This window comes from Ruegeria hyattellae, from assembly GCF_041537925.1.
Classification (GTDB): Bacteria; Pseudomonadota; Alphaproteobacteria; order Rhodobacterales; family Rhodobacteraceae; genus Ruegeria_C.
In genome coordinates, this window is sequence record NZ_JBGOSH010000004.1 from 176,991 (window position 1) to 201,256 (window position 24,266).

Here is a 24,266-nt window from a genome sequence, read left to right on the forward strand (position 1 = left end):
GGTTTCGCGCAGGCGTGACCCTACGTCATGACATAAGTGCTGGGAAACGGAGAATGCTGAATATGACCCGACCTCGCATCATGGTGGCCCCCAACGGGGCGCGTCGCGGAAAATCTGATCACCCCATCTTGCCCCTTACGCCGGATGAGATCGCGCATGCCGCCCGGACTTGCCGCGCGGCCGGGGCGGATGCGTTGCATCTGCATGTGCGCGACGCGGCTGGTCGACATTCGCTGGATGCCGGTCTGTATCGCGAGACTCTGGTCGCGCTGCAGGAGGTGGAGGGGCTGGAGTTGCAGGTAACTACCGAAGCCGCCGGGCGGTACGACCCACCGGAGCAATTTGCTTGCCTACAAGATCTTGCGCCGAGCTGGGCCAGCGTCTCGGTACGCGAAATCAACCGCAACTCCGAGATCGCGGAACCGCTCTACACGCTCTGTGCCGAACAGAGCACGCGAGTTCAGCATATCGTCTATGATGCGCAGGATCTGGCCTTGCTGCGATCCTGGCGCGATGCAGGAATCGTGCGGCCCGAACAGGATGAGGTGATCTGCGTGCTGGGCGCCTACAGTCCGGCGCGACACGGCCATCCTGATGAGCTTGCCGCGCTCCTGCCGGAAATGACGGGTTTGCGTTTCAGCCTCTGCGCCTTTGGGCCGCAGGAACAGAACTGCCTGATCGCTGCCGCGCAGGCAGGGGCCGCATATCTGCGGGTCGGGTTCGAAAACAACCTGCACGCGCCGGACGGATCGGAATGGCCTGACAATGCAGCTGCGGTCGCTGCATTGAAGGCCGAGTTGGAAAGGGTACTCTCATGAGCCATGTCTTCCCGCGCCATTGCCGCGCGCAACTGCCCACCGCTGTGGCGGGCGAGGGTTGCTACCTGATCGACGCGCAGGGCAAGCGATATTTCGATGCCTCGGGCGGCGCGGCGGTCTCTTGTCTGGGGCACTCCAATGCGCGAGTGCGGCAGGCGGTAAAGGATCAGGTGGATCAACTGGCCTTTGCCCATACCGGCTTCTTCACCTCCGAGCCTGCGGAGCAACTGGCCGATCTGCTGATCGCGCATGCGCCTGAAGGCATCGAACGGGTCTATTTCGTTTCCGGCGGTTCCGAGGCAGTGGAATCCGCGATCAAGCTGGCCCGGCAATACTACCTTGAAATCGGGCAGCCCGAACGGTGCAATCTGATCGCGCGGCGTCAGAGCTACCATGGCAATACGTTGGGCGCACTGGCAGCGGGCGGCAACACGTGGCGGCGGCAGCAATTCGATCCACTGCTGATCGGGGTCAGCCATATTGCGCCCTGTTACGAATATGCCGAACGTCGCGAGGCTGAGACACCAGCCGAATACGGACGCCGTGTCGCGGATGAGCTTGAGGCGGAGATTCTGCGCCTCGGACCCGAAACTGTCATGGCATTCATTGCCGAGCCGGTCGTGGGCGCAACCCTGGGCGCGGTGCCGGCGGTCGAGGGGTATTTCGCACGTATCCGTGAGATATGTGATGCTTATGGCGTGCTTTTGATCCTTGATGAGGTGATGTGCGGCATGGGCCGGACCGGGCATCTCTTTGCCTGCAATGGTGACGGCGTGCGGCCCGACATCCTGACCATCGCCAAGGGCCTTGGGGCCGGTTACCAGCCCATCGGGGCGATGTTGTGCTCGGCGCAGATCTATCAGGCGATTGCAGACGGGTCGGGCTTTTTTCAGCACGGTCACACCTATATCGGCCACCCGGTCGCCACAGCTGCCGGGCATGCAGTGCTCTCCGAGATGCTGGAGCGGGACCTGATGCCGCAGGTGCAAGAGCGCGGCACTCAGCTTGATGCCGCCCTGCGCGACCGGTTGGGCCAGAACCCGCATGTTGGCGACATAAGGGGGCGCGGGTTGTTCCGCGGCGTGGAACTCGTGCAGGACCGTGCCGACAAGACACCGTTCGATCCGGCGCTGGGCACGGCAGGCAAGCTGAAGGCGGCGGCAATGGCGCAAGGGCTGATCTGCTACCCGATGCCGGGCACTCGCGACGGCAGGCAAGGCGATCATGTCTTGCTGGCACCGCCCTTTGTGATGGCCGAGAGCGACGCGGGCCTGATCGCCGACCGGCTGTCTGCGGCGATCGACCAGGTTCTAGACATGTAGGTCAGCCACCGGGACAAGGCGCTTCGAGACGCCTTGTCATCTTTGCCCATCTTGACGTTGGTTGTTAGTCGCGCGTCCCAGCGAAGCGGGTCTCCCAATCCTCGCGCTGCTCGTCGGTGACCTTTGCAAAGAGAACCTCGGGCACAGCAAAGCCGTGACCTGGCTCCAGCATCGACAGGCTGGCGGCCACATCTTCGGGCCATGCAGTGTCGCTGACGCCCATGGCCTCAAGCATCCGCGCTGAGGCGAAGGGGATGAACGGCGCGCTGAGCACCGCATAAAGCCGGATCAGGTTCAGGCCCAGACGCACTTGTGCCGCGGCCTTTTCTGGGTCGGTCTTGAAGGCCGCCCATGGCGCGGCGCTTTGCAGGTATTCGTTGCCCGCGACCCAGATCGCCCGCAGTTCCTGCGCCGATTTGCGGACTTCCATCGCTTCCATATGGCTCTCATAGGCCCGCACGCGAGTGGTCAGGTCGGCGATCAGCGCCTGTTCCTGTTCTCCATAAGCGCCGCCCGCGGGAACCTCTTCGCCAAACTTCGAGCGGCAGAACTTGGTGATCCGGCTGACGAAATTGCCCAAAACGTCGGCCAGGTCCTTGTTCACCGATTGCTGGAAGTTCTCCCAGGTGAACTCGCTGTCGCTGCTCTCTGGCGCATGGCTCAGCAGCCACCAGCGCCAGTAATCCGCCGGCAGGATCTCCAGCGCCTGATCCATGAAGACACCACGGCCCTGCGAGGTCGAGAACTGGCCGCCATCATAGTTCAGATAGTTGAAGGATTTCAGGTGATCGACCATCTTCCACGGCTCGCCCGAGCCCAGAATGGTCGCCGGGAAGCTGAGCGTGTGGAAGGGCACGTTGTCCTTGCCCATGAACTGGACATAGCGCACGTCCTCGGCGCCCTTGTCGGTGCGCCACCAGCGTTCCCACTCTGCGTCCGATTTGCCGTTGGCCTCGGCCCATTCCGCAGCGCAGGCGATGTACTCGATGGGAGCGTCGAACCAGACATAAAAGACTTTGCCTTCCATTCCCGGCCAGTCCTGATCACCTTTCTTGACCGGAATACCCCAGTCCAGATCACGGGTGATGCCCCGATCCTGCAGCCCGTCGCCGTCATGCAGCCACTTCTTGGCGATGGAGGTGGTCAGCACCGGCCAGTCGGACTTGCTGTCGATCCACTTGTCCAACTGTTCGCTCATCGCGGATTGCCGCAGGTAGAGATGCTTGGTCTCGCGCACCTCCAGATCGGTCGAGCCGCTGATTGCGCTGCGCGGTTCGATCAGATCGGTCGGGTCCAACTGCTTGGTGCAATTCTCGCATTGATCGCCGCGCGCGCGCTCATAGCCGCAATTGGGGCAGGTGCCCTCGATATAGCGGTCCGGCAGAAACCGGCCATCGGCGTTGGAATAGACCTGTTTCTCGGTCACTTCGCGGATCAGCCCGGCATCGGCCAGACGGCCCGCGAAATGCTGGGTCAGGTGATGGTTCTGCGGACTGGAAGAGCGACCGAAATGGTCGAAACTCAGGCCGAACCGCTGGGCGATTTCCGACTGAACCCCATACATCCGGGCGCAATATTCTGCCACTGGCTGACCGGCCTTGGCTGCAGCCAGTTCGGCGGGGGTGCCATGTTCGTCGGTGGCGCAGAGGAACATGACCTCGTTGCCCCGGCCACGCAGGTAGCGCGCATAAAGATCGGCGGGCAATTGCGAGCCGATCAGATTGCCGAGGTGCTTGATCCCGTTGATATAGGGGATCGCCGAGGTGATGAGGATTCGTGCCATGTACCCGTCCGCGTGTCTGTCTGCGCGCCCGTCTACCCCATGTGGCGCGGCAGCAAAAGGGCAGCTGTTGCCGCCTTGCCATTTTGCGGTGACGTGGCGACATTACTTTGCCTTTCAACGCGCATTCGCGTTGCGCTGCGATTTGACCTCTGCATACCCTCCGGTTGACTAATGACCTCACGGGTTCTTGAAAATCGGGAATAACTCCCCATATGAATGTATACTACCGCATACAAAAAATGAGGGACATCCATTGATGTTTGACTTCCTGCTCGAGGGCGCATTTGCGCCCTTTACGTTGGCGCTTGCCTTGCTTTTGGGCCTGCTGGTTTTGGAACTGGTGGCCCTGATGGTTGGCGGCAGCCTGATGGCGGGCGAGGGCGAGGTTGATCTGGATGTTGGTGAGGTGCCGGATCTTGACGGGTTCGACCTCGACATTGACGCTGATCTGGATGTCGATATTGATCTCGACCCGGTTGATCTGGCCGAGGCCGAACTGGAGGTACCCGCTGCCGAAGCGGTCGGCCCGGCAAGCTGGCTGGGATTGGGCAAGATGCCCACGATGATCTGGCTTGCCACTCTGCTGATGGGCTTCGGCCTCAGCGGCATGGGTCTGCAACTTGCCCTGCGCGATCTCATTGGTCTCAACTTGCCCGGCTGGCTGGCTGCGATCCCAGCTGCCGCCTTTGGCATCTGGTTCGCGCGCGGCTTTGGCGCGGTCTTTGCCCGGCTACTGCCGCGCACCGAGACCGAGGCGACATCCGTTCGCCGCCTGTCCCGCCGCCGTGGTGTCATCACGCAGGGCACCGCCAGCAAAGGCCGCCCGGCCGAGGTCCGCGTCACCGACCGCTTCGGCAATGCGCATTACCTGCGCGCCGAGCCGATGCGCGATGGCGAGAGCCTATCGCAAGGCACCGAAGTTCTGGTGCTGCGCGACAGGCGCAGCGGTGATTTCGTCCTGATCGGCATGTCCGAATAACTCAATTCAAAACTCTAAAAAGGAGACGTATTTATGGAATTTCAATTCCTTTTGATATCCGTGGTCACCGTCCTGGTGTTCCTGTTGTTCATCGGCCTTGTCCTAGGCCGGTTGTACCGCCGCGCCACCCGCGAGGTGAGCCTGGTCAAGACCGGTGCCGGAGGAAAAAAAGTGATCATGGATGGCGGTACAATCGTCGTGCCGCTGCTGCATGAGGTCAGCCCCGTGAACATGAAGACCCTGCGCCTTGAGGTGCAACGTAGTGGCGAGGCGGCCCTGATTACCCAAGACCGGATGCGGGTTGATGTGGGTGTGGAATTCTACGTCTCGGTCATGGCCACCGACGAAGGCATCGCACGCGCCGCGCAAACGCTGGGCAGCCGCACATTCGACGTGGAACTGCTGCGCGAGATGATCGAAGGCAAGCTGATCGACGGTCTGCGCGCCGTGGCCGCGCAGATGACCATGGACGGGCTGCATGAAAACCGCGCCGACTTTGTGCAAGAGGTGCAGAATGCGGTCTCTGAAGATCTGTTGAAAAACGGCCTGTCGCTGGAATCGGTCTCGCTGACCGCGCTCGACCAGACGCCGTTCGAGGCGCTGGATGAAAACAACGCGTTCAACGCCGTTGGTATGCGCAAGCTGGCCGAGGTGATTGCCACTTCGAAGAAAGAGCGCGCGCAGATTGATGCCGATGCCGAGGTCGAAGTGCGACGCGCCGCCATGGAAGCGCAACGCCAGAAACTGCTGATCGAGCAGGACGAAGAGCAGGCGCGCATTGCTCAGGTTGAAAAGGTCGAAACACTGCGGGTTGCGCAGGAAGCGGAGATCGCCGCCCGGACGGAGGACTCGGTGCGCGAAACCGAACGCGCGCGGATTGCCCGTGAGGAAGCCATCCGCGCAGCCGAGATCGAACGCGAGCGCAAGATCCGCGATGCCGAGATATCCAAGGAACGTGAGTTGGAAGTGGCCGAGCAGGAGCGTCAGATCATCATCGCGCAGAAATCCGAAGAGGAAAGCCGCGCCCGTGCCTCTGCCGATCTGGCCCGCGCCGAAGCGACCAAGGCGACCGAAGCGGTTGTAACCGCTCGTCAGGTGGCCGAAGCCGAACGTCAAAAGCAGATCGTGCTGATCGAAGCCACCCGTGAGGCCGAGCGTCAGGCAACCGCGATCCGTCTGGCAGCCGAGGCCGCCAAGGACGCCGCCGCCGATCACGCCGCCGCCCGCCGCGAAGAGGCGCAGGCCGAGGCCGACGCGCTCAATATTCGGGCCGAGGCCAAGAAGAACGACATGCTGGCCGAAGCCGAAGGCAAACGCGCGATTGTCGAAGCCGAGAATGTGCTGTCGCCGGAACTGATCCGCATGAAGGTCGATATGGCCCGGATCGACACCATGCCCGAGATCATCACCCAGATGGTCAAACCTGCCGAAAAGATCGACTCGATCAAGATCCATCAGGTCAGCGGCATCGGTGGGGCAGGGACGCCGGGAACGGCGGCCAATGGCGATAAGCCGGTGGTGAACCAGGCGCTTGATTCCATCATGGGCATGGCGGTGCAGATGCCCGCGCTCAAGAAACTGGGCGAGGAGTTGGGCCTGTCGATGGAAAACGGTGTCGGTGGCCTTGCCAATGGCGCGCTGATTGCACCCGAAGAGGTGCAGGCAGCGGAGACCGAGGTGGAAACCGACGACGACCGCGTCGAGCATTAAGTCGAAGATCAAAACAGGAAAGGGGCCGGGTTTCCGGCCCCTTTTTAGTACCCGCCGGGTTTCTGGCCAAAAAACACTTTCGTCACATCCTCGATCACGTCCCATGTCACCCGGCTGCCATCGCGGATGAACAGGCTGTCGCCCGTGGCAAGTTCCATTGTCTCACCTGTGCCAAGATCGGTGATCCGGCAGCGTCCTGACAGGATCGACATCAACTCGTCACCTTGTTCGGTGCAGTCGAACGCGCCCGCAGTACAGTGCCAGATACCGACCCGGGTGCTGTGACCTGGCCCGCCCTGATCAATCCGCCCCGAGGTTTTGGGCGCGCCGCGCCGGATCACGTAATTGCTAGCTGGATTGTCGAAGGGCCAGGGTATTAGTTCGCCAACATCACAGCCCGGTTTGTATATGCGCATCTGCTTGCCTCTTGCTGTCGCCGGGTAAGTTTAACCGCTCTGTTCGGGATCTTTCTGCTCTTCTGCCTCGGTGCGTAATGCTTGGTCGCGCTGCCTGCGGGTCAGCCGCCCGATGGTGAACGAGGTGCGTGGCGCATAGACATAGCGGGTACGTTCCTGGGGCGCGGACCGGCTGCGCATCCGCAACAGGCCGAAGACGATCAGCAACAGATGCCCGATCGCCACAAAGGCAAACAGCGCGCCGGGGCCGTAGGCACCGATCAGGTTCGACGAGATATAGGGGCTGGCAATCGCCCCCAGCGCATAGAAGAACATCAGCGCTGCCGCCAGCTCGACCCGTTGCTCGGAGGTGGCGAAATCGTTGGCATGGGCCGCCGAGATCGAGAAGATCGGAAAGGTGGTGAAGCCGAAGAAACCCGCGCTCACCATGATGCCGATCGTGCCCATCCCGCTGGCGATCATGGTGATGCCACAACTCAGGATCGCCACGCCGGACAGCCAGATCAGCACCCAGCGGCGGTCGTATTTGTCGGCCAGCCAACCTATGGGGTATTGCGCCAGCGCGCCGCCCAAAACGAAAGCGGCCAGGAAAAAGGCGATCTGGTTGATGTCCAGCCCGACCTCTTGCCCATAAACGGGCCCGACCATGCGGAACGAGGCGGAACTGAGCGCGGCCACGATCACACCCGCGACCGCCAGCGGTGAACAGTGCCAGGCCAGTTTTGGGCGCAGACGCGGCGCGTCCGGGGTTTGCGGCTGGCTCGCCCGCGTCAGCATCAGCGGCAGAATCGACGCGCAGCACAGAATAGCCAGCAAGTTGTAGGACACGTAAGAGGCGGGCGGCAGCACCGCGATGATCAACTGTGCGCCCAGCGATGCACTCAGATCGGCGATCCGGTAGGTTCCTGTCGCGCGGCCCCTGTTCTCATTGGTGACTTTGGCGTTCAGCCAGGCCTCGATCACCGTGTAGCAGCCCGCCACACAGGTGCCCGAGGCGATCCGCAGCAGCGCCCAGATCCGGGGGTCGTCCGTCAGCGTATGCCCGATAAGTCCCATCGCCCCAAGCGCGGTGCAGACGGCAAAGGCGCGGGAATGGCCGACGCTGCCCATTAGTCGCGGGGCCCACCAACAGCCGACGAAGAACCCGAAGAAATGCGCCGAGCCCAGCAGGCCGATTTGAGCGGTGGTGAAACCCAGCGTCAGCCCCGAGATCGCATCCAGTGGTCCGACGCCCCCGGTCGAGAGCTGCAGCAGAATGACCGACAGAAACAGGGCTGTGAACGAAATGATCAGGCGCATAATTCGCCACCATGCCGGATCATTGTGGTGATGCGCGCGGATTCTCGACGTTGTGAGGTCGGTTTTGGCATTTCCCCGACATTAGCGACTGCGCCGTATCACCGCCCGAACGTCCAGAAGGATCGGGTCGGGCACCAGATCCGTATAGCCCGAGGCACCAAAGGCCGAACGGCTGATCTGCCCCCTCAGCTGGATGCTGAGCTCACTCAGATCGGATTCCGCGCTGCCGGGTTTGCGATAGAGGAACGCTGCGAAGGAAACGGGCCGCGTCACGCCGCGCAGGGTGAGATCTCCGTGCAATTGCGCGCCGTCTGACAGGCGTCCTCCGCCGCCCAGCACCACCTGTTTTGAAACGAAGCGGATGGTCGGGTAGGTGCCGGCATCCAGCACTTCGGGACTTTTCATGGCCTGGGTGGCAAAGAACAGACCGGTACGCGCGCGCGCGGCGTCGACGCTCACATCGACGGTGCTGGCCGCCAGATTGTCGGTATCGATCCGAATGTCGGCTGCGCTCACCGGCATGGTGCCGCGCTGGGCGTTTCCGGCGAGTGTAAAGATGAACCCGACTTGCGAGGCCGACCTGTCGATCAGATAGGGCTGTGGTGCGGCACCCAGGGCAGGGGCGGCCAACGTTGCGACGCTGGCGATCACGAAGGCGCGGCGGGATAGCGGTGTCATGTCGGCTCCTGAGACGCCGGGATGACCCAAACCTAGCACCGTTTGGAGGGATTTCGGGTCTTGGTCACCCGAATGTCAGCGCATGTGTGACGTCAAAGACTCAGGCGACAAGTGGGCGCGGTCGGCTGCGGTGCAGCAGCGCCAGAAGGATGACCAGATTCAGTCCGTTCCAGGCGATGCCGTTCACGAAGGCTGCCGTATAGCTGCCGGTGACATCATAGAGCCAGCCGGACATCCAGCCGCCAATCGCCATGCCGAAGATGGTCATCATCAGCACAAAGCCCACCCGCGCGCCCGCTTCGCGCGGGGGCAGGTATTCGCGCACCACCAGCGCATAACTGGGCACGATCCCGCCCTGGGACAGCCCGAACAGCGCGCTGATCACATAAAGCGGGACCAACCCGTCATAGGGCAGGAACAAAAACAACGCGGTACCCTGCAGGGCCGATCCGATCAGCAAGGTTCGCAACCCGCCCAGCCTGTCCGCGACCAGCCCCGAGATCACCCGGCTCACCACCCCGCCCAGCAGCATCAGCGACAGCATCTCCGCACCCGCAGCAGGCCCGTACCCCAGCCCGACGCAATAGGAGATGATATGAACCTGCGGCATCGACATCGCCACGCAGCACCCTATGCCCGCCAATCCCAGGGCGAACTGCAGCATGCGCGGTGACATGCCTGCGCTGCGGGCGTTGACCTGGACCTGCGCGGCGGCAGAGCGCAGGTCCTCTTCGGGCATTTGACGTCGCAAGAGTAGTGACAGCGGAATGACGGTGATCAGCGTCACCATCGCAAGCGCCAGATAGACCTGTTGCCAACCGCTGTCGCGCAGCATTCCTGCCAGCAGGGTGGGCCAGATCGCGCCGGACAGGTAGTTGCTGCTGGCCACAAGCGCCACCGCGATCCCGCGCCGCCTCTGGAACCAGTGCGAGATATCGGCGATGAGCGGGCCAAAGCCAATCGCGGTGCCAAATCCCAGACCCAGATGGATCAGCGATAGGGCGGCGATCGAGGGCGCGAAACTAGCCAGCGTGTAACAGGCCGCACTCAGACAGGCGGCGCCGATCAGCGCGCGGGTGACGCCCAGCCGGTCCACCATTTGGCCCAGAAACAGGTTACCTAGCGCGAAGCCGATCATGGTCAGAGTAAAGGGCAGAGAGGCATCCGCGCGGCTGGCGCCGAACTCCGCTTCGACCGCCGGCATGATGACGATCACCGCCCAGATGCCGACATTCGCTACTGTGCCGATCAGCACGGTGATCAGCAGGCGGAACCAGGAATAGCGGCTGTCATGAACGGAGTGCCCCATGCGCGCACGCTAGAGTGCCCCGCGGCGCTTGACCAGTGCGCTCAGCGTGCCAGCATCCAGTTGCCATCGGGCCAGAAGGCATGAAAGGCAAAGGCGAACATCACGTCATGGGAAACATCCCGCCCCGAGGCGTCGCGCACCCGAACCGAGCCTACGTCGCGCCCCCGCGCGATCCGGGCCTTGTCCAGTGCCGAGGCCTGTCCGCCGTGCCACGACAGCGTCACGCCGGTTTCGGTGATTTCACCTTCGCGGCGCAGCCGCTCCAGCGTCCAGGCGCTGTCGCCCACCCGCACAACGCGGGCCAGAGGGTTGACGCTATGGGGTGGGTTCTCGCCGGAATAGAGAAAAGGTCGCGCCGAACGGTCATACCCGCGATAGGGGTTGCGGCCATAGTCCCGATTATAGGCGGGCTCTGCCATCACCAGTCCGTCGGGGTGGCGGGTGCGGAAATCGTCCCAGCTTTCCATCCAACTGGGCAGGGCGTTGAGTTCGGTGCCTGTCAGCCTGCCGACGATGGCGGTGCCGATGGCCTGCTGCCACCAGCTTTCGGTTTCGCGGTCGAACATGACCATATCGGAATGCCGCAGCTTCCCTGAGACCCCAAAGCTAAGCGTCCCCGCAGCCGTACGCCGATCGAAGGTCAGGCCGGAATTGCACAATGGGCAATAGGTCACCGCAACGGGAATGCCACCGATACTGTCATTCACGACCTCATGCCAGATCAGGTAACGGATCGGATAGGTGCGCGGCTCGGCCCCGTCGATCTCGACCGTGATAACCGGCTCGCGCCCTCCTAGCCGGGTCTCGTCCGAGGCGTGCAGGAAGGTGGGCTCGCTGATTGCGGGGATACCATCCTTGGGCGGCCCACCCGATTGAATCTCACCCCAGTCGGATATGGTTGTGCGGCTGAAATCGGTCCCGGGCCATTCCGCGCGCCAGCGGTCGGGATTGGCCAGCGCCGTTTCCGCAGCAAGAAGCACTAGGATCAGGACAAGACGGTACATCAGCAGGTCCTTTCGGATACCGCATGATGGCCCGGACCGTCACCGCCGCAAAGCACCGCCACGGGGTTGTGAACAGAGTTCAGGAAGGTTCGTTCCCGCCTTGCCAGCCGGCAACAAAAACCGCGCCGGTTGGGCCCCGGCGCGGAGTATTTCTGTCCCGGTTAACGGGATCACTCGGTCACGGTGACCTTTTTCATCACGTCGGGCTGGCCGGTGACAGCACCATTGGGGCCATCGCCACGTTTAATCGCGTCGACCACATCCATGCCATCCGTCACCCTGCCGACAACCGTGTATTGCCCGTTCAGGAACGGGCCCGGATCGAACATGATGAAGAATTGCGAGTTGGCGCTGTTGGGATCCTGCGCACGGGCCATGCCGATCACGCCGCGCTCAAAGGGCAGGTCCGAGAACTCTGCCGGCAGATCGTCGCGGGTCGAGCCTCCGGTGCCAGCGCGGCGCATGTCGCCGCCCAGCTTGCCGAACTGGACGTCGCCGGTCTGCGCCATGAAGCCGTCGATTACCCGGTGAAACACCACGCCGTCATACTGGCCGTCCTTTGCCAGGGCGGCGATCTGCTCCACATGCTTGGGGGCCACGTCGTCCAGCAAGTCGATGGTGATGGTGCCATTGGCGCCTTCACCTTCGACCTCGATTTCCAAACCGGTTGCAAGGGCGGGGCTGGCCATCAGGGCAAATACGGCGGCCAGCTTACGCATCTGCGGCCACCTTGACGCTGATCATCCGGTCGGGGCTTGCGGGCGGCTCGCCGCGCACAATGGCGTCCACATGTTCCATCCCGTCGATCACCCGGCCATAGACCGTGTACTGACCATTGAGGAAATGGTTGTCCTTGAAGTTGATGAAGAACTGAGAATTTGCGCTGTCGGGATTGGCCGAGCGCGCCGCACCCAATGTACCGCGGTCATGGGGCAGCTTTGAGAACTCGGCCGGGACGTCCGGCATCGATGAGCCGCCGGTTCCCGCCCGGCTCAGGTTGAACCCGTCTTCCATGTCGCCATGTTCCACATCACCGGTCTGCGCCATGAAACCGTCGATCACCCGGTGGAAGGCGACGTTGTCATATTCGCCGCCACGGGCCAATTCCTTCATCCGGTCGCTGTGCTGGGGCGCCACGTCGGGCAGCAGTTCGATAACCACGTTGCCGCCGGTCAGCTCGATGATGATGGTGTTTTCCGGGTCCTTGATCTCGGCCATCTGGCCCTCCTGTTTCTGGATATGGACGCATACCTAAGCGCGAGCCGCCGGAAAGCCAAGACACGCATTGACCTGACGGCTGTTTCCGGGAAAACAGGCGCCCAAGCATTGGCCATTTATTGCGGAGACCGGGAATGACTTGGAAAACACTGGATGACTTGGACCTGTCGGGCAAGCACGTGCTTGTCCGTGTCGATATCAACGTCCCGGTCGAGGGCGGGAAGGTCACTGACGATACCCGCATCCGCCGGATCGCACCTACCGTGGCCGATATCCTGCAGGCCGGGGGCACGCCGATTCTGCTGGCCCATTTCGGCCGGCCCAAAGGCAAGGTGGTGCCCGAGATGTCGCTGCGTCCGCTGGTACCCGCACTGGAGACAGCCTTTGGCGCGCCGGTCACCTTCTGTGCCGATTGCCGGGGTCCCGCAGCACAGGCGGCGGTGGACAGCCTTGCCCAAGGCACTGTTTTGCTGCTGGAAAACACTCGTTTCCATCCAGGTGAAGAACAGAACGACCCCGAGCTTGCCGCCGGGATGGCGGCGCTGGGCGACATCTATTGCAACGACGCGTTTTCCGCCGCCCATCGCGCCCATGCCTCGACCGAGGCGCTGGCGCGGCTGATGCCCGCCTGTGCGGGTCGTCTGATGCAGGCGGAACTAGAGGCGCTGGAAAGCGCGCTGGGCAAACCGCAGCGCCCGGTGGTGGCGGTTGTGGGTGGGGCCAAGGTGTCGACCAAGCTGGAACTGCTGGGCAACCTGGTGGCCAAGGTCGATCACCTTGTCATCGGTGGCGGCATGGCGAACACCTTCCTTGCGGCGCAAGGGATTTCGGTGGGCAAGTCGCTGTGCGAGCACGACATGACCGGAACCGCGTCCGAGATCCTGACCAAGGCCGCTGCGACCGGCTGCGCGATCCTGTTGCCCGTCGATGTGGTTGTGGCCCGCGAATTCAAGGCGGGGGCAGCGAATGAAACCGTGCCCGCCGATGCGTGTCCCGAGGATGCGATGATCCTCGATGCCGGGCCTCAGACCGTTGCACAAATCTCAAAAGTGCTGGAGGGCGCGAAGACGCTGATCTGGAACGGCCCGATGGGTGCCTTCGAGATCGAGCCGTTTGACGCGGCCACCAATGCCGCGGCCCGCAAGGCGGCGGACCTGACCCGCGCAGGATCGCTCATTTCGGTTGCGGGGGGTGGTGATACTGTCGCCGCTCTGAACAAGGCGGGCGCGGCGGTGGATTTCACCTATATCTCGACAGCGGGCGGCGCATTTCTGGAGTGGATGGAAGGCAAGGCACTGCCCGGCGTCGCCGTCCTGTCTGGGGGGTAACGCCGGGCTGCACGCTCAGAGGCTCTCGGGACCGGGTATCCGGGAAGTGATACCCGAGGCCGTCCGGCGGCAAATGGGCGAAGGCTGGGTCGTCCGTGAGTGTACCTCCGCCCGGAGTCCTTGAAGCAGGCCTTGGAGCTAGTCGCCCTGTTGAACAGGTAGCTCTGCGGGCCTTGTAGTCATGCACATTGCGGCATCGCAATATGCTGATCGTGATTTTGTTGTCTTCGCACCTCTTCTTCACGGGCGCATGGGCTTCCGCCATCTGGCCCGTCTTCGTCATCTCTCAGGATCGCGTCGCGCATGTCGTCGAGATCGGTACTGTGTACCATATTAACGGCTTGTTTCATATCCAGAAATCCGAACATGTCCTCTCCTTCTGAGCGTGTGCGGTGACCTTCTACATCACGGCCCATGCTCTAGGGTGTTGTTTTGACGCGCAAATTACCTTGATCTCCGTATTGCAGGGTTCCGTATCGCACGTTTGGGATTGGGTTTTTCTTCAGGCCGGGTTGCCAAGCTTGCCGGGCCGCGGCATGGCGTCGAGCATGCGCAGCAGCCCCTCGTGGCGGGCCAGTTCGTCCTTGATCAACAGGCGGCGGCGCTTCAACTTGCGAAGCTGAAGGCTGCAGGGCAGGGGTCGTTTGAGCTCCTTGGCGATACGCGCCTTCAACTCGTGATGCCGGTTTTTCAACTCAGCCATGCGGATTCTGAGGGAAAGGGCTTTAACACGCGGGCTTTTGTTCATGTGATACCTCCAGTTTGCGACAGGGCTGGTGATCTTTCCCAGCCCTCGCATTCGATATGGGGAGAGGGGATCTCGAAAGAAGGCAATGGTATGACTAAGTAAGATAGGAAAAACCAATCTAAGCAAGGCAGAACGGATCATGGCCAACGACATCACCCTGCGCCAGATCCGCTATTTTGCGGCGCTTGCCACCGCCGGGCAGTACCGGCGTGCGGCGCGACAACTGGGCATCAGCCAACCATCGCTTAGCCTGCAGATCAGCGCGCTGGAAGAAACGCTTGGCGTACGCCTGCTGGAGCGTCGGCGCAGCGGGCTGATCCTGACACCCGAAGGCCGCGACATAGCCGGTCTGGCGGCGCGCGTGCTGCGTGAGGTGGCGCAGATCGAAGACTATGCCAGCCCGTTGCAGGCCAGCCTAAGCGGCACGCTGCGCCTTGGTTCGACCCCGACGATCGGCCCCTATCTTCTGCCGCGCGTGCTGCGGCGACTGCATGCGGCCTATCCGGACCTGAAGCTGGTCATCCGCGACGGTGCCCTGCGCGACTTGACCGAGGATCTGGTCGCGGGGCGGCACGATATCATCCTGACGCAATTGCCGTTGCACAGCGACGACGTGCAGATGCAGCCGCTGTTTCGCGAACCTTTGCTGCTGGGCGTGGCCCAGTCCCATCCGCTGGCGGGCCGCGACAAGGCCCGGCGCGGGGATTTGGGGGGACAGAACGTGCTCAGCCTCAGCCCGGCCTATGCGCTGCACCGGCAGATCGCGGATCTGTGCGAGGCAACCGGCGCCACCTTGCTGGAAGAGTTCGAAGGCACCAGTCTGGATGCTTTGCGCCAGATGGTCTCGCTGGATATGGGGGTCACCCTGCTGCCGTCGCTCTATGTGGAATCCGAGGTGCGGCAGCGCGACGGAGACGTCTCGGTCTTGCATCTGCAGCCGGGATTGCACCGAACCGTTGGACTGGCGTGGCGCAGGAACAGCGGCAACCCCCGCGCCTTTTTTCTGTTCCGTGACGTGATCCGGCAGGTCGTGGCCGAGGACTACCCGGATTCCGTCACGCCGGTCAGTTGACAGCATCTGACTTTGATTTTCCGCCCGGTCTTGCGTAACCTGACGCCGCCCATCCATGTGCGGCTAGGGTTCCGCTGCATCGCAGGTCCGGACCGAGCGCCGTTATGAGCCCGTGTACGGGCGGACACCCAAAAGACGAAAAAACCAGGGGGGATGGACGGGCGTGCTTTGGCACGTCTTGTCGAAACCGTCTTTGAGGTGATCCATGTCCATCCTTGGTCTTGTGCTGGTCCTGACCGCTGCTGTCTGTCACGCCACTTGGAATTTCTTTGTCAAACGCCTGAATGCGGGGGCGGAACTGGTCTGGCTTTTCTCGGTCGTCTCTGCGGTGATCTACCTGCCGCTGGCGCTTTATGCCGCATCCGGTTTCAACGGGTTCAATGGCAGCCAAATCCTGTTCGTGCTGGGCAGCGTGGCGATCCATCTGGGATACTTCCTGCTGTTGCAGTCTGGCTACCGCCATGGCGCACTGTCGCTGGTCTATCCCACGGCGCGCTCCACCGGGCCTCTGCTGGCGACCTGTTTTGCCGTGCTGTTCCTGGGTGAGGCTGTGACCGCGCAGACCGTGCTGGGAGGGGTCACGATCGTCTTTGGCGTGCTGATGCTGACCGGCGGGTTCAGGCGGGGTGGCGGCAGGGCTCTGGTCTCGGTGGCGTTTGGTGTCGGGGCGGGGCTGCTGATCGGCAGCTATACCGCCTGGGACGCCTATGCGGTCTCGGTTCTTCTGGTGCCGCCTTTGCTGCTGGATTATGCCTCGAGCATTGGCAGGATTGTTCTGCTGGCGCCGGTAGCATGGCGGCGCAGGCAGGCAGTGGCGCGGCTCTGGGCGCAACACCGGGCCGAGGTTCTGGTGATCGCGGTGTTCTGCCCGCTGGCCTATATCCTGGTACTGGTTGCGATGACCTTCACACCGGTGATCTATGTTGCCCCGATCCGCGAGGTCAGCGTGTTGCTGACGGTTCTGATGGGCAGCCTGCTGCTGGGTGAGGGGCATCTGAAAACCCGCCTGTTCTGGTCTAGCATCATCCTCTGCGGTGTCGTGGCCCTTGCGCTGGGCTGACGCAAAGGGGCTTGCCGCGCCCGCCCTGACCATTAGGTTCTGCGGGAACGCGTTGGGATTGGGGACAGGTCATGAAACGAAATCCGCTGGGCCGGACGGGCATCGAAGTCTCGGAGCTTTGCCTGGGGACGATGACATTCGGCACTCAGACCTCCGAGGCGCAGGCGCATGCGCAGATGAATGTTGCGCTGGGCGCGGGCATTAATTTCGTCGACACCGCCGAGATGTATCCGGTGAATCCGGTCTCGAAAGAGACCATCGGGTGCACCGAGGAAATTCTGGGCACCTGGAACGCGGCCAACGCCGCACGGCGGGGCGAATACGTGCTGGCCACCAAACATTCCGGCGCGGGGCTGGGCTATGTGCGTGACGGCGCGGCGATCTCGTCCGGGACCATCGCCGGGGCAATCGAAGGCTCGCTGCGGCGGTTGCAGACTGATTACATTGATCTCTACCAGTTCCACTGGCCCAATCGCGGCAGCTACATGTTCCGGCAGAACTGGCATTATGACCCGTCAGGCAAGTCCCGCGACGAAGTTCTGGACAATATGCAGGACTGTCTTGGTGCGTTGCAGAGCCAGGTCGACAAGGGCAATATCCGCGCCTTTGGCCTGAGCAACGAAAGCGCCTGGGGCACCGCGCAGTGGCTGCGTCTGTCCGAGCAGGGTCTGGGGCCGCGGGTGGCATCAATCCAGAACGAATATTCGCTGCTCTGCCGGTTGTATGACACCGACCTGGCCGAGTTGAGCGTGCTGGAGGATGTCGGGCTGATGGCGTTCTCGCCCCTGGGCGCCGGTCTGCTGACCGGCAAATACCAGAACGGGGCGATCCCCGAAGGCTCGCGCCGATCGATTACGCCTGCGATGGGTGGTCGGCATTCCGAACGGGTCTATGACGCGGTAGGCGCCTATCTGGAGATTGCCGCCAAACATGGCCTGGACCCGGTGCATATGGCGCTGTCCTGGTGCAAGACGCGGCCCTTCATGATGTCGGCGATCTTTGGTGCGACCACGATGGCACAGTTGGAACACGTGCTGGCCGGGGTTGACCTGCTATTGCCCGACGAGGTCGTGAGCGAGATCAATGCCGCGCACAAGGCGCATCCGATGCCCTATTGAGACTGCACAGGGGGCGCTGCTTCCGCCGCCCTCTCGGCGGCTACCCCGGGAAACTCATTGTCAGATGAAGCAGGCGGATTTCATTCGGCGGCGGTGGCGCGGCTTTGACGCAAGTCGCGGGCCGACAAACCGTGGGCAGTGCGAAAGGCGCGGGCGAAGCTGGATTGCGAGGTGAAACCGGTGGCCAGAGCCACTTCGAGCAGGGGCAGATCGGTATCGGTGACCAGCCGCCGGGCCTCGGACAGGCGCAGGTGCAGGTAGTGGTCCTGCGGCGTGGTGTTCAGGCGCAGGCGGAATTGTTGCTGCAGGCTGCGTGGCGATGTACCGAGTTGTCTGGCGATCTCGGCCAGAGGCAACGGATCATCGAGAGCGGCCTCCATCAGCGCATGGGCGCGCGCCGTCAGCATATTGTGCTTGTCGCTGCCCAGTCGGGTCTGCGGGCGGCTGTGCGGTTGCGGACCGTCATGCAGGAAGAGGCCTGCAACGCGCGAGGCAAAGCCTGCGCCATGGCGGGCTGAGATGATGTGCAGCATCATCTCGATCGCGGGCACCGCGCCGCCGCTTGTCAGGCGTTGACCCGAGACCACAAACCGGTCGGGGCGCATGTCGACCTCGGGGAAGCGGCTGGCGAAATTTTCCAGGTCCTCCCAGTGGGTGGTGGCGGAATGGCCGTCCAGCAGCCCCGCCTCGGCCAGCAGCCACGGTCCGCCATCGATCCCGGCCAGGGCCGCGCCACCATTTGCGATGCGGCGCAGACCGGCCAGCAGGCTGGGCGTGGCATGCCGGGCCAGGTGAAACCCGGCCACCACGATCAGCAACTCGCAGCCCGCAAACCGCGCCAGTGGAATACCTGGCACCTGCAGCGCGCTGGTCAGTTCCGCGGGTGTCGGCGTGGCGGTGACATAATCCCAGTCAAAAGCCGGGCGGTCGGCCAGCCGATTGGCCGCGCGCATCGGGTCGACAGCAGCGGCAAAGCTGAGCGTGTTGCACTCGTCCAGCACCAGCACACCGGTTTTCAGGGCGCGATGTTCGGGCTGGAGGATGTTTTTTGCGGGTTTCATCAAGTTCGATTCGCATTCTGACAAGTGGTTCGGCTCAGGCTGCGCCAGAGTTGAGGGTGAATCAAATCGGAATCGGGGGAGAAGGCTGGGGATATGACCCAACCAACCCCGGTAAAAGCTGTGGAAAACCCAAAATGCCTCTGCAAATGAACCGAGACGTCTTTATCACCTGCGCGGTCACAGGATCGGGCAGCACCCAGGATCGCAGCCCGCATGTGCCGCGCTCGCCTGCCCAAATTGCCGACAGCGCGATTGTCGCCGCCAAGGCGGGGGCAGCGGTGGTGCATTGCCATGTGCGCGATCCAGAAAGCGGCGTACCATCGCGCGATCTGGCGCTGTATCGCGAGGTGACTGATCGCGTCCGCTCGGCGGATGTGGATGTGGTGTTGAACCTGACCGCCGGGATGGGGGGCGACATGGTCTTTGGCGGGGTCGAGACCCCGCTGCCCACCGTTGCGGGCACCGATATGGTCGGTGCGAGCGAGCGGGTGGCCCATGTGGCCGACTGCCTGCCCGAGATCTGCACGCTGGATTGCGGCACCATGAATTTCGCCGAGGCCGATTACGTGATGACCAACACGCCTGGCATGCTGAGCGCCATGGGCAAGATGATGACCGATCTGGGCGTGAAGCCCGAGATCGAGGCGTTTGACACCGGCCATTTGTGGTATGCCAAGCAACTGGTCAAGGACGGAGTGCTGGAGTCCAACGCGCTGGTGCAGCTGTGCATGGGCGTGCCTTGGGGCGCCCCGGATGATCTGAACACCTTCATGGCGATGGTGAACAATGTGCCTGAGGACTGGACCTTCAGCGCCTTTGCGCTCGGACGCAACCAGATGGCCTATGTGGCGGCCTCGGTGTTGGCGGGCGGCAATGTACGGGTCGGGCTGGAGGATAACCTGTGGCTCGGCAAGGGTGAACTGGCGCAGAACTGGCAACTGGTCGAGCGGGCGGGCAACATCATCGAAAACATGGGCGCGCGGGTGATCGGCCCGGCGGAAGTGCGCGAGAAGCTGGGTCTGGTAAAGCAGGCGCCGCAGTCCTGATTTGATGGGTTTGATTTGAGGGGCGGGCCCCGCCCGCCCACCCCTTTTTCGCCGCTGCGCGGCGTGTGTCGGAGAGATGAGAATGGCAGTAGCTACCATTATCGGCGGTGGTGTGATTGGCGGCGGCTGGGCCGCGCGGTTCCTGCTCAATGGCTGGGACGTGCGGGTCTTCGACCCGGACCCCGAAGCGGAACGCAAGATCGGGGAGGTGTTGGACAATGCCCGGCGTTCGTTGCCCGGGCTGAGCGATGTACCGTTGCCGCCCGAAGGGCAGTTGAGCTTTCACGACGATCTGGGCGAGGCGGTGCAGAGCGCCATCTGGGTACAGGAAAGCGTGCCCGAGCGACTGGACCTGAAATTGCGTGTTTACAGACAGTTGCAGGAAGTTTGTGATCCGGTGACCATCATCGGCTCTTCGACCAGCGGCTTCAAACCCTCGGAACTTCAGGAGGGCGCGTTGCGCCCCGAGCAGATCGTGGTGACACATCCGTTCAACCCTGTCTACCTGCTGCCGCTGATCGAATTGGTAACCTCTCCGGCCAACCATCCCGACCATATCGCGTGCGCCAAGGATATCCTCACCGAGCTCGGGCTTTTCCCGCTTCATGTGAAGAAGGAAATCGACGCGCATATCGCCGATCGTTTCCTTGAGGCCGTCTGGCGCGAGGCGCTGTGGCTGGTCAAGGACGGCATCGCCACCACCCAAGAGATCGACGAGGCGATCCGCATGGGCTTTGGTATCCGCTGGGCGCAGATGGGTCTGTTCGAGACCTACCGTGTGGCAGGTGGCGAGGCGGGGATGCGCCATTTCATGGCTCAATTCGGCCCGGCGCTGGAATGGCCCTGGACCAAACTGATGGATGTGCCGGAATTCACGGATGAGCTGGTCGATCTGATCGCCGCGCAATCCGATGCGCAGTCGGGGCATCACGAGATCCGCGATCTGGAACGCATTCGCGACAACAATCTGGTGGGAATGATGCGCGCGCTCAAGCATCAGAACTGGGGTGCGGGCAAGGTTCTGAACCAGCATGATCAGCGGATCAAATCCTCGATGCCCGGCCATGTCGACGAGATCGACGACCTGTCGCAACCGATCCTGACGCTGTCGCGCGCGGTGCCGCTGGACTGGACGGATTACAACGGTCACATGACCGAGTCGAAATACCTCGACGCTTTTGCCAGTTCGACTGACCGGTTCATGGAACTGATCGGCTGCGATGCCGACTATATCGCCTCGGGCGGCAGCTATTTCACTGCCGAAACGCATATCCGGCATCTCGATGAGACCCATGCGGGTTCACGGATCGAGGTGCGCGCGCAGATGCTGCTCGGGCAGGGCAAGAAGCTGCATCTGTTCCATCGTATGTATGAGGGCGAGACCTTGCTGGCCACTGGCGAGAGCTTTCTGCTGCATGTCGATCTGGACACGAGGCGGCCCTGCGCGCCCTCCGCTGAGATCGAAGCGGCGATGGCCAGAATTGCCGAGGCGCAAGCCGCCTTGCCCTATCCCGAGGGTGCAGGCAGCGCGATCCGGAAACCGGCATGAGCCAGCGTGTTCTGATCACCGCCGGAGCCTCTGGTGTTGGCCGCGCGGTGGCCGAGGCATTTGGTGAGGCGGGCGCGCAGGTCTGGGTGGCGGATGTCGATGCGCAAGCGCTCTCAACCTGTCCGCAGGGCTGGAGACGCACGCGCGTGGATGTCTCGGACGCGGCAGAGATTTCAGAGATGTTTGCCAAGATCGCGCGGGACTGGGGCGGGCTGGACGTGCTCTGCGCCAATGCCGGCATCGCCGGGCCGACCGCTCTGATCGAGGACGTGGAACTGGACGATTGGCGCGCCTGTCTTGCGGTCAATCTGGATGGCGCGTTTTTGTGCGCCAAACATGCAGCCCCCATGATGAAAGTTCAGGGATCGGGTGTCATGCTGCTGACCTCTTCGACGGCGGGTCAATACGGCTACCCAAGACGTGCGCCCTATGCGGCGGCGAAATGGGCGGTTGTGGGTCTGGGCAAGACGCTGGCGATGGAGCTTGGACCCAATGGCATCCGCGCCAATGTCATCTGCCCCGGCGCGGTGGAAGGGCCCAGGATGGAGCAGATCCTCGCACGCGAAGCGCAGGCCAAGGGCATGACCCGCGATCAGGTCTATCAGGGATATGCCTCGGGCACCTCGATGGGCCAGTTTATCGAGGGCCGCGACATCGCCGAGATGGCGGTCTTTCTGGCCTCGGACGCAGCGCGGCTGGTCTCGGGCCAGGTGATTGCGGTTGACGGGCATACGGTGAACCCCGATCCGCAGGTCTAACCAGACGTCTCTGAAAGGCAGTTTCGCAACGGCTGGATCAAATCGGGACTGGCCCCAAGTGTCAGAAAAGGCGCAACATTTGCGTAGCGGATCCGGGCGAGATTCCGAATGCGGGCACATTTAAGTGATCGAATGCGGTATTTCATGATATGCCAAGCGCCAAATTGTTGACGATCGGGATGCTAAGAAAAAGCAGGCCTTCCGTTTCTTTGTGAGATTTTTTTGTTGGGGCGCCAGGCAGGACCTGCGATCAGCCGCGAGCAATTGTGCCGCGGGCCTTTTTGGTGGGAGTCCATTATGTCTGAAGCAAAGTACACGATGATTACAGTCGCCGCGTGCGATCCTGGTTTCATTGCAGAGGCGGTGCCGCTTACGGTCAAGCTGGCAGGTGAGTTGATTGAAAAAGCCGGTTCCATTGGCGCCCGCGCAGGAACGGTTATCACCGGTCATCACGTCGGGAGTCTGTTTCTTGCGCAGACCTATACTGAGATTGCCGGGATCGAGAGGGCAATTGATCTCTACGCGGGCTCTGCGACCTATGGTGCGCTTATCAATAGTGGCAAAGTCAATGTCAGCTTGCGCTCTATATTGAAACTCGAAAATGCTTCTATCGAGCCAATGTCCACCGAGGCGCCGGGATACCTTGTATTGACCAGATGGAAATCAGCTGACCCGATGACGGATCGTTTGCGGGCACTTCTTCCGGTATTTAAGGAGAATGGTGCGATGCTGGCCCGATATGGCACATCGATCGCTGGGCCGATGGCGGGTGTTCGTGTCTTGGGGGTGGCGTATCCTTCGATGGATGCAATTGAGAAAACCTATGCGGATTTGACGTCCAATACGGAGTATCAGTCCTATGTGGCAGATGTGGAAATCGTCAGCAGGAACATGGTCCGGATAGCTGGCTGATGGCTTCGACGATCGCGCAGTGCCATCGGGGCCCTTCGCGATCGGCGTTGCATTTGCGGCATAGCCCGTCCCGGCAATGCGACCCAGAGGGACGTCGCACTATCCGAATTGCGAACGCAGCGCTTCGGTCTGATGGCATTTCGTTGGGATTACGATTGGATTTCCTTCTGCAGCGTCCGCAGATACTCTGGCAATTGGCGCGCCGTAAGCTCGGCCTCGCGTATCAATATGTCGAAATGCGTGGTGAAGGTCTCGATCCGGTCCCGGTCGCGGAAGGCCAGGTAATGCCCGCCTGCATAAAACACGCAGAGCAGCGGTCCAAAAATGGTGATCGGGGCCGAGTACAGGCGTTTGGCGTCGAATAAGTAGATGCGTAGGCGTGGATAGAGTTGTTCACACAGTTCCAGAAACCGATCGATCTGCTGGTGCCGGATTTCGGCGGGCAGGCCCTCGTAATAGCCGGTGGCGCGGGCGAAACTGTCAAGCTCATAGAGCGGCAGCGCGATCTCGTAATCCGATTGCGCGCTGCGCATGAAACTCAGCCGATCCTCCGACGCGCCGATGGCCTGATCGGCGGTGCGGCCCAGATGCGGGGCGTATTCCCATTCCAGCAGCGCGCGGGTTTTTAGCATGTCGGGCAGGGCGGCGGGGACATGGCGGATCTTGTAGCCAGCCGCTTCCTGATGCCACTGAAATATGCGCTCATCCACCAGCGCGCGCGGTGCTTCGGTCAGGCTGAGCGCTCCGGCCAGCAATTCGGCAGCGCTTTCGGGTCGGTCCGAGAGGCTCAGCAGCCAGTCCGACGACACTCCGAGCGCCGTGGCGCAGGCCCCGACCACATGGGCGTTGGGCAGGCGGGCACCCTCATCCGTCAGCAGTTGCGAGATTGTCGAGCGGTCGACCCCAACCCGCCGCGACAGCGCGCTTTGGCTGATATGTCGCTCCTCCATCGCACGCGCCAGACGCCGCCGGAACTGGGCGGCGCGGTCGCGTTTGTCAATATTATCCATCATTTGATTAATAATATCACAATTGCAGAATAATGTTAATCATATTCAGAATTCTCCACGCCTAGCCT

Annotated in this window: 24 protein-coding genes; 12 read left to right on the forward strand and 12 right to left on the reverse strand. The window is 62.3% G+C overall.

Features of this window, described 5'->3' with window-relative positions; all coding sequences use genetic code 11:
- Window positions 1–53 precede the first annotated feature (53 nt).
- Both AB1E33_RS11645 and AB1E33_RS11650 read left to right on the forward strand, forming a co-directional pair.
- A complete protein-coding gene (locus AB1E33_RS11645; RefSeq protein ID WP_372577448.1) occupies window positions 54–818 on the forward strand; it encodes a beta-keto acid cleavage family enzyme in 765 nt (254 codons plus the stop codon).
- Window positions 815–2,140, forward strand: coding sequence for an aspartate aminotransferase family protein (locus AB1E33_RS11650; protein ID WP_372577449.1), 1,326 nt, complete (start codon window positions 815–817; stop codon window positions 2,138–2,140). The genes AB1E33_RS11645 and AB1E33_RS11650 overlap by 4 nt, the downstream gene beginning before the upstream one ends.
- A 64-nt stretch (window positions 2,141–2,204) precedes the next feature.
- Here AB1E33_RS11650 and metG read toward each other — a convergent pair whose 3' ends face one another.
- On the reverse strand, window positions 2,205–3,923 hold the full coding sequence (gene metG / locus AB1E33_RS11655; RefSeq protein WP_372577450.1) for a methionine--tRNA ligase: 1,719 nt from the start codon (window positions 3,921–3,923) through the stop codon (window positions 2,205–2,207).
- A gap of 256 nt (window positions 3,924–4,179) precedes the next feature.
- Between metG and AB1E33_RS11660 the strand changes: the two genes are divergently transcribed.
- Both AB1E33_RS11660 and AB1E33_RS11665 read left to right on the forward strand, forming a co-directional pair.
- Window positions 4,180–4,902, forward strand: a complete 723-nt coding sequence (locus tag AB1E33_RS11660; protein ID WP_372577451.1) for an OB-fold-containig protein — start codon at window positions 4,180–4,182, stop codon at window positions 4,900–4,902.
- A gap of 33 nt (window positions 4,903–4,935) precedes the next feature.
- The gene (locus AB1E33_RS11665; RefSeq protein ID WP_372577452.1) at window positions 4,936–6,612 is read left to right on the forward strand and encodes a flotillin family protein; all 1,677 of its coding nucleotides are present in this window, start codon (window positions 4,936–4,938) and stop codon (window positions 6,610–6,612) included.
- 44 nt (window positions 6,613–6,656) lie between these two features.
- Here the strand turns inward: AB1E33_RS11665 and AB1E33_RS11670 are convergent, their stop codons facing one another.
- The 7 genes from AB1E33_RS11670 to AB1E33_RS11700 all read right to left on the reverse strand — a co-directional run bounded on the left by AB1E33_RS11670 (window position 6,657) and on the right by AB1E33_RS11700 (window position 12,536).
- Window positions 6,657–7,028 carry a cupin domain-containing protein gene (locus AB1E33_RS11670; RefSeq protein ID WP_372577453.1) on the reverse strand — a complete coding sequence of 124 codons (372 nt, stop codon included), beginning with the start codon at window positions 7,026–7,028 and terminating at the stop codon, window positions 6,657–6,659.
- A gap of 30 nt (window positions 7,029–7,058) precedes the next feature.
- Window positions 7,059–8,327 carry an MFS transporter gene (locus AB1E33_RS11675; RefSeq protein WP_372577454.1) on the reverse strand — a complete coding sequence of 423 codons (1,269 nt, stop codon included), beginning with the start codon at window positions 8,325–8,327 and terminating at the stop codon, window positions 7,059–7,061.
- Window positions 8,328–8,408: 81 nt separating this feature from the next.
- A complete protein-coding gene (locus AB1E33_RS11680) occupies window positions 8,409–9,005 on the reverse strand; it encodes a YceI family protein (protein ID WP_372577455.1) in 597 nt (198 codons plus the stop codon).
- Window positions 9,006–9,105: 100 nt separating this feature from the next.
- On the reverse strand, window positions 9,106–10,314 hold the full coding sequence (locus AB1E33_RS11685; protein ID WP_372577456.1) for an MFS transporter: 1,209 nt from the start codon (window positions 10,312–10,314) through the stop codon (window positions 9,106–9,108).
- A gap of 41 nt (window positions 10,315–10,355) precedes the next feature.
- A complete protein-coding gene (locus AB1E33_RS11690; protein ID WP_372577457.1) occupies window positions 10,356–11,318 on the reverse strand; it encodes a DUF3179 domain-containing protein in 963 nt (320 codons plus the stop codon).
- A gap of 170 nt (window positions 11,319–11,488) precedes the next feature.
- A complete protein-coding gene (locus AB1E33_RS11695) occupies window positions 11,489–12,037 on the reverse strand; it encodes a peptidylprolyl isomerase (protein ID WP_372577458.1) in 549 nt (182 codons plus the stop codon).
- Window positions 12,030–12,536, reverse strand: a complete 507-nt coding sequence (locus AB1E33_RS11700) for a peptidylprolyl isomerase (protein WP_372577459.1) — start codon at window positions 12,534–12,536, stop codon at window positions 12,030–12,032. The genes AB1E33_RS11695 and AB1E33_RS11700 overlap by 8 nt, the downstream gene beginning before the upstream one ends.
- Before the next feature lie 134 nt (window positions 12,537–12,670).
- Between AB1E33_RS11700 and AB1E33_RS11705 the strand changes: the two genes are divergently transcribed.
- Window positions 12,671–13,864 carry a phosphoglycerate kinase gene (locus tag AB1E33_RS11705; protein WP_372577460.1) on the forward strand — a complete coding sequence of 398 codons (1,194 nt, stop codon included), beginning with the start codon at window positions 12,671–12,673 and terminating at the stop codon, window positions 13,862–13,864.
- Window positions 13,865–14,043: 179 nt separating this feature from the next.
- Here the strand turns inward: AB1E33_RS11705 and AB1E33_RS11710 are convergent, their stop codons facing one another.
- Both AB1E33_RS11710 and AB1E33_RS11715 read right to left on the reverse strand, forming a co-directional pair.
- The gene (locus AB1E33_RS11710; protein ID WP_372577461.1) at window positions 14,044–14,232 is read right to left on the reverse strand and encodes a hypothetical protein; all 189 of its coding nucleotides are present in this window, start codon (window positions 14,230–14,232) and stop codon (window positions 14,044–14,046) included.
- Between the two features lie 134 nt (window positions 14,233–14,366).
- Window positions 14,367–14,612: a DUF465 domain-containing protein gene (locus tag AB1E33_RS11715; protein ID WP_372577462.1), complete on the reverse strand. Its 246-nt coding sequence runs from the start codon at window positions 14,610–14,612 to the stop codon at window positions 14,367–14,369.
- A 139-nt stretch (window positions 14,613–14,751) separates the two neighbouring features.
- Here AB1E33_RS11715 and AB1E33_RS11720 point away from each other — a divergent pair, with 139 nt between their 5' ends.
- The 3 genes from AB1E33_RS11720 to AB1E33_RS11730 all read left to right on the forward strand — a co-directional run bounded on the left by AB1E33_RS11720 (window position 14,752) and on the right by AB1E33_RS11730 (window position 17,862).
- Window positions 14,752–15,684 carry a hydrogen peroxide-inducible genes activator gene (locus tag AB1E33_RS11720; RefSeq protein ID WP_372577463.1) on the forward strand — a complete coding sequence of 311 codons (933 nt, stop codon included), beginning with the start codon at window positions 14,752–14,754 and terminating at the stop codon, window positions 15,682–15,684.
- A gap of 205 nt (window positions 15,685–15,889) precedes the next feature.
- A complete protein-coding gene (locus tag AB1E33_RS11725; protein ID WP_372577464.1) occupies window positions 15,890–16,744 on the forward strand; it encodes an EamA family transporter in 855 nt (284 codons plus the stop codon).
- Window positions 16,745–16,815: 71 nt separating this feature from the next.
- Entirely contained in the window at window positions 16,816–17,862 is a 1,047-nt protein-coding gene (locus AB1E33_RS11730; protein ID WP_372577465.1) for an aldo/keto reductase, read from the forward strand.
- 80 nt (window positions 17,863–17,942) lie between these two features.
- On the opposite strand, the gene AB1E33_RS11735 is transcribed toward AB1E33_RS11730, so the two are convergent.
- Window positions 17,943–18,923: a GlxA family transcriptional regulator gene (locus AB1E33_RS11735; RefSeq protein WP_372577466.1), complete on the reverse strand. Its 981-nt coding sequence runs from the start codon at window positions 18,921–18,923 to the stop codon at window positions 17,943–17,945.
- Window positions 18,924–19,057: 134 nt separating this feature from the next.
- On the opposite strand from AB1E33_RS11735, the gene bcoG reads away from it, so the two are divergent.
- The 4 genes from bcoG (at window position 19,058) to AB1E33_RS11755 (ending at window position 23,188) form a co-directional block, all read left to right on the forward strand.
- Window positions 19,058–19,969: a 3-dehydrocarnitine:acetyl-CoA trimethylamine transferase BcoG gene (bcoG, locus tag AB1E33_RS11740; protein WP_372577467.1), complete on the forward strand. Its 912-nt coding sequence runs from the start codon at window positions 19,058–19,060 to the stop codon at window positions 19,967–19,969.
- Window positions 19,970–20,051: 82 nt separating this feature from the next.
- Window positions 20,052–21,518, forward strand: a complete 1,467-nt coding sequence (locus AB1E33_RS11745; RefSeq protein WP_372577468.1) for a carnitine 3-dehydrogenase — start codon at window positions 20,052–20,054, stop codon at window positions 21,516–21,518.
- Window positions 21,515–22,276 (forward strand): SDR family oxidoreductase, encoded by a 762-nt coding sequence (locus AB1E33_RS11750; RefSeq protein ID WP_372577469.1) that lies wholly within the window; start codon window positions 21,515–21,517, stop codon window positions 22,274–22,276. The genes AB1E33_RS11745 and AB1E33_RS11750 overlap by 4 nt, the downstream gene beginning before the upstream one ends.
- A gap of 297 nt (window positions 22,277–22,573) precedes the next feature.
- Window positions 22,574–23,188, forward strand: coding sequence for a DUF6854 domain-containing protein (locus AB1E33_RS11755; RefSeq protein ID WP_372577470.1), 615 nt, complete (start codon window positions 22,574–22,576; stop codon window positions 23,186–23,188).
- 149 nt (window positions 23,189–23,337) lie between these two features.
- On the opposite strand, the gene AB1E33_RS11760 is transcribed toward AB1E33_RS11755, so the two are convergent.
- Window positions 23,338–24,201, reverse strand: coding sequence for a helix-turn-helix domain-containing protein (locus tag AB1E33_RS11760; RefSeq protein WP_372577471.1), 864 nt, complete (start codon window positions 24,199–24,201; stop codon window positions 23,338–23,340).
- Window positions 24,202–24,266: the final 65 nt, after the last annotated feature.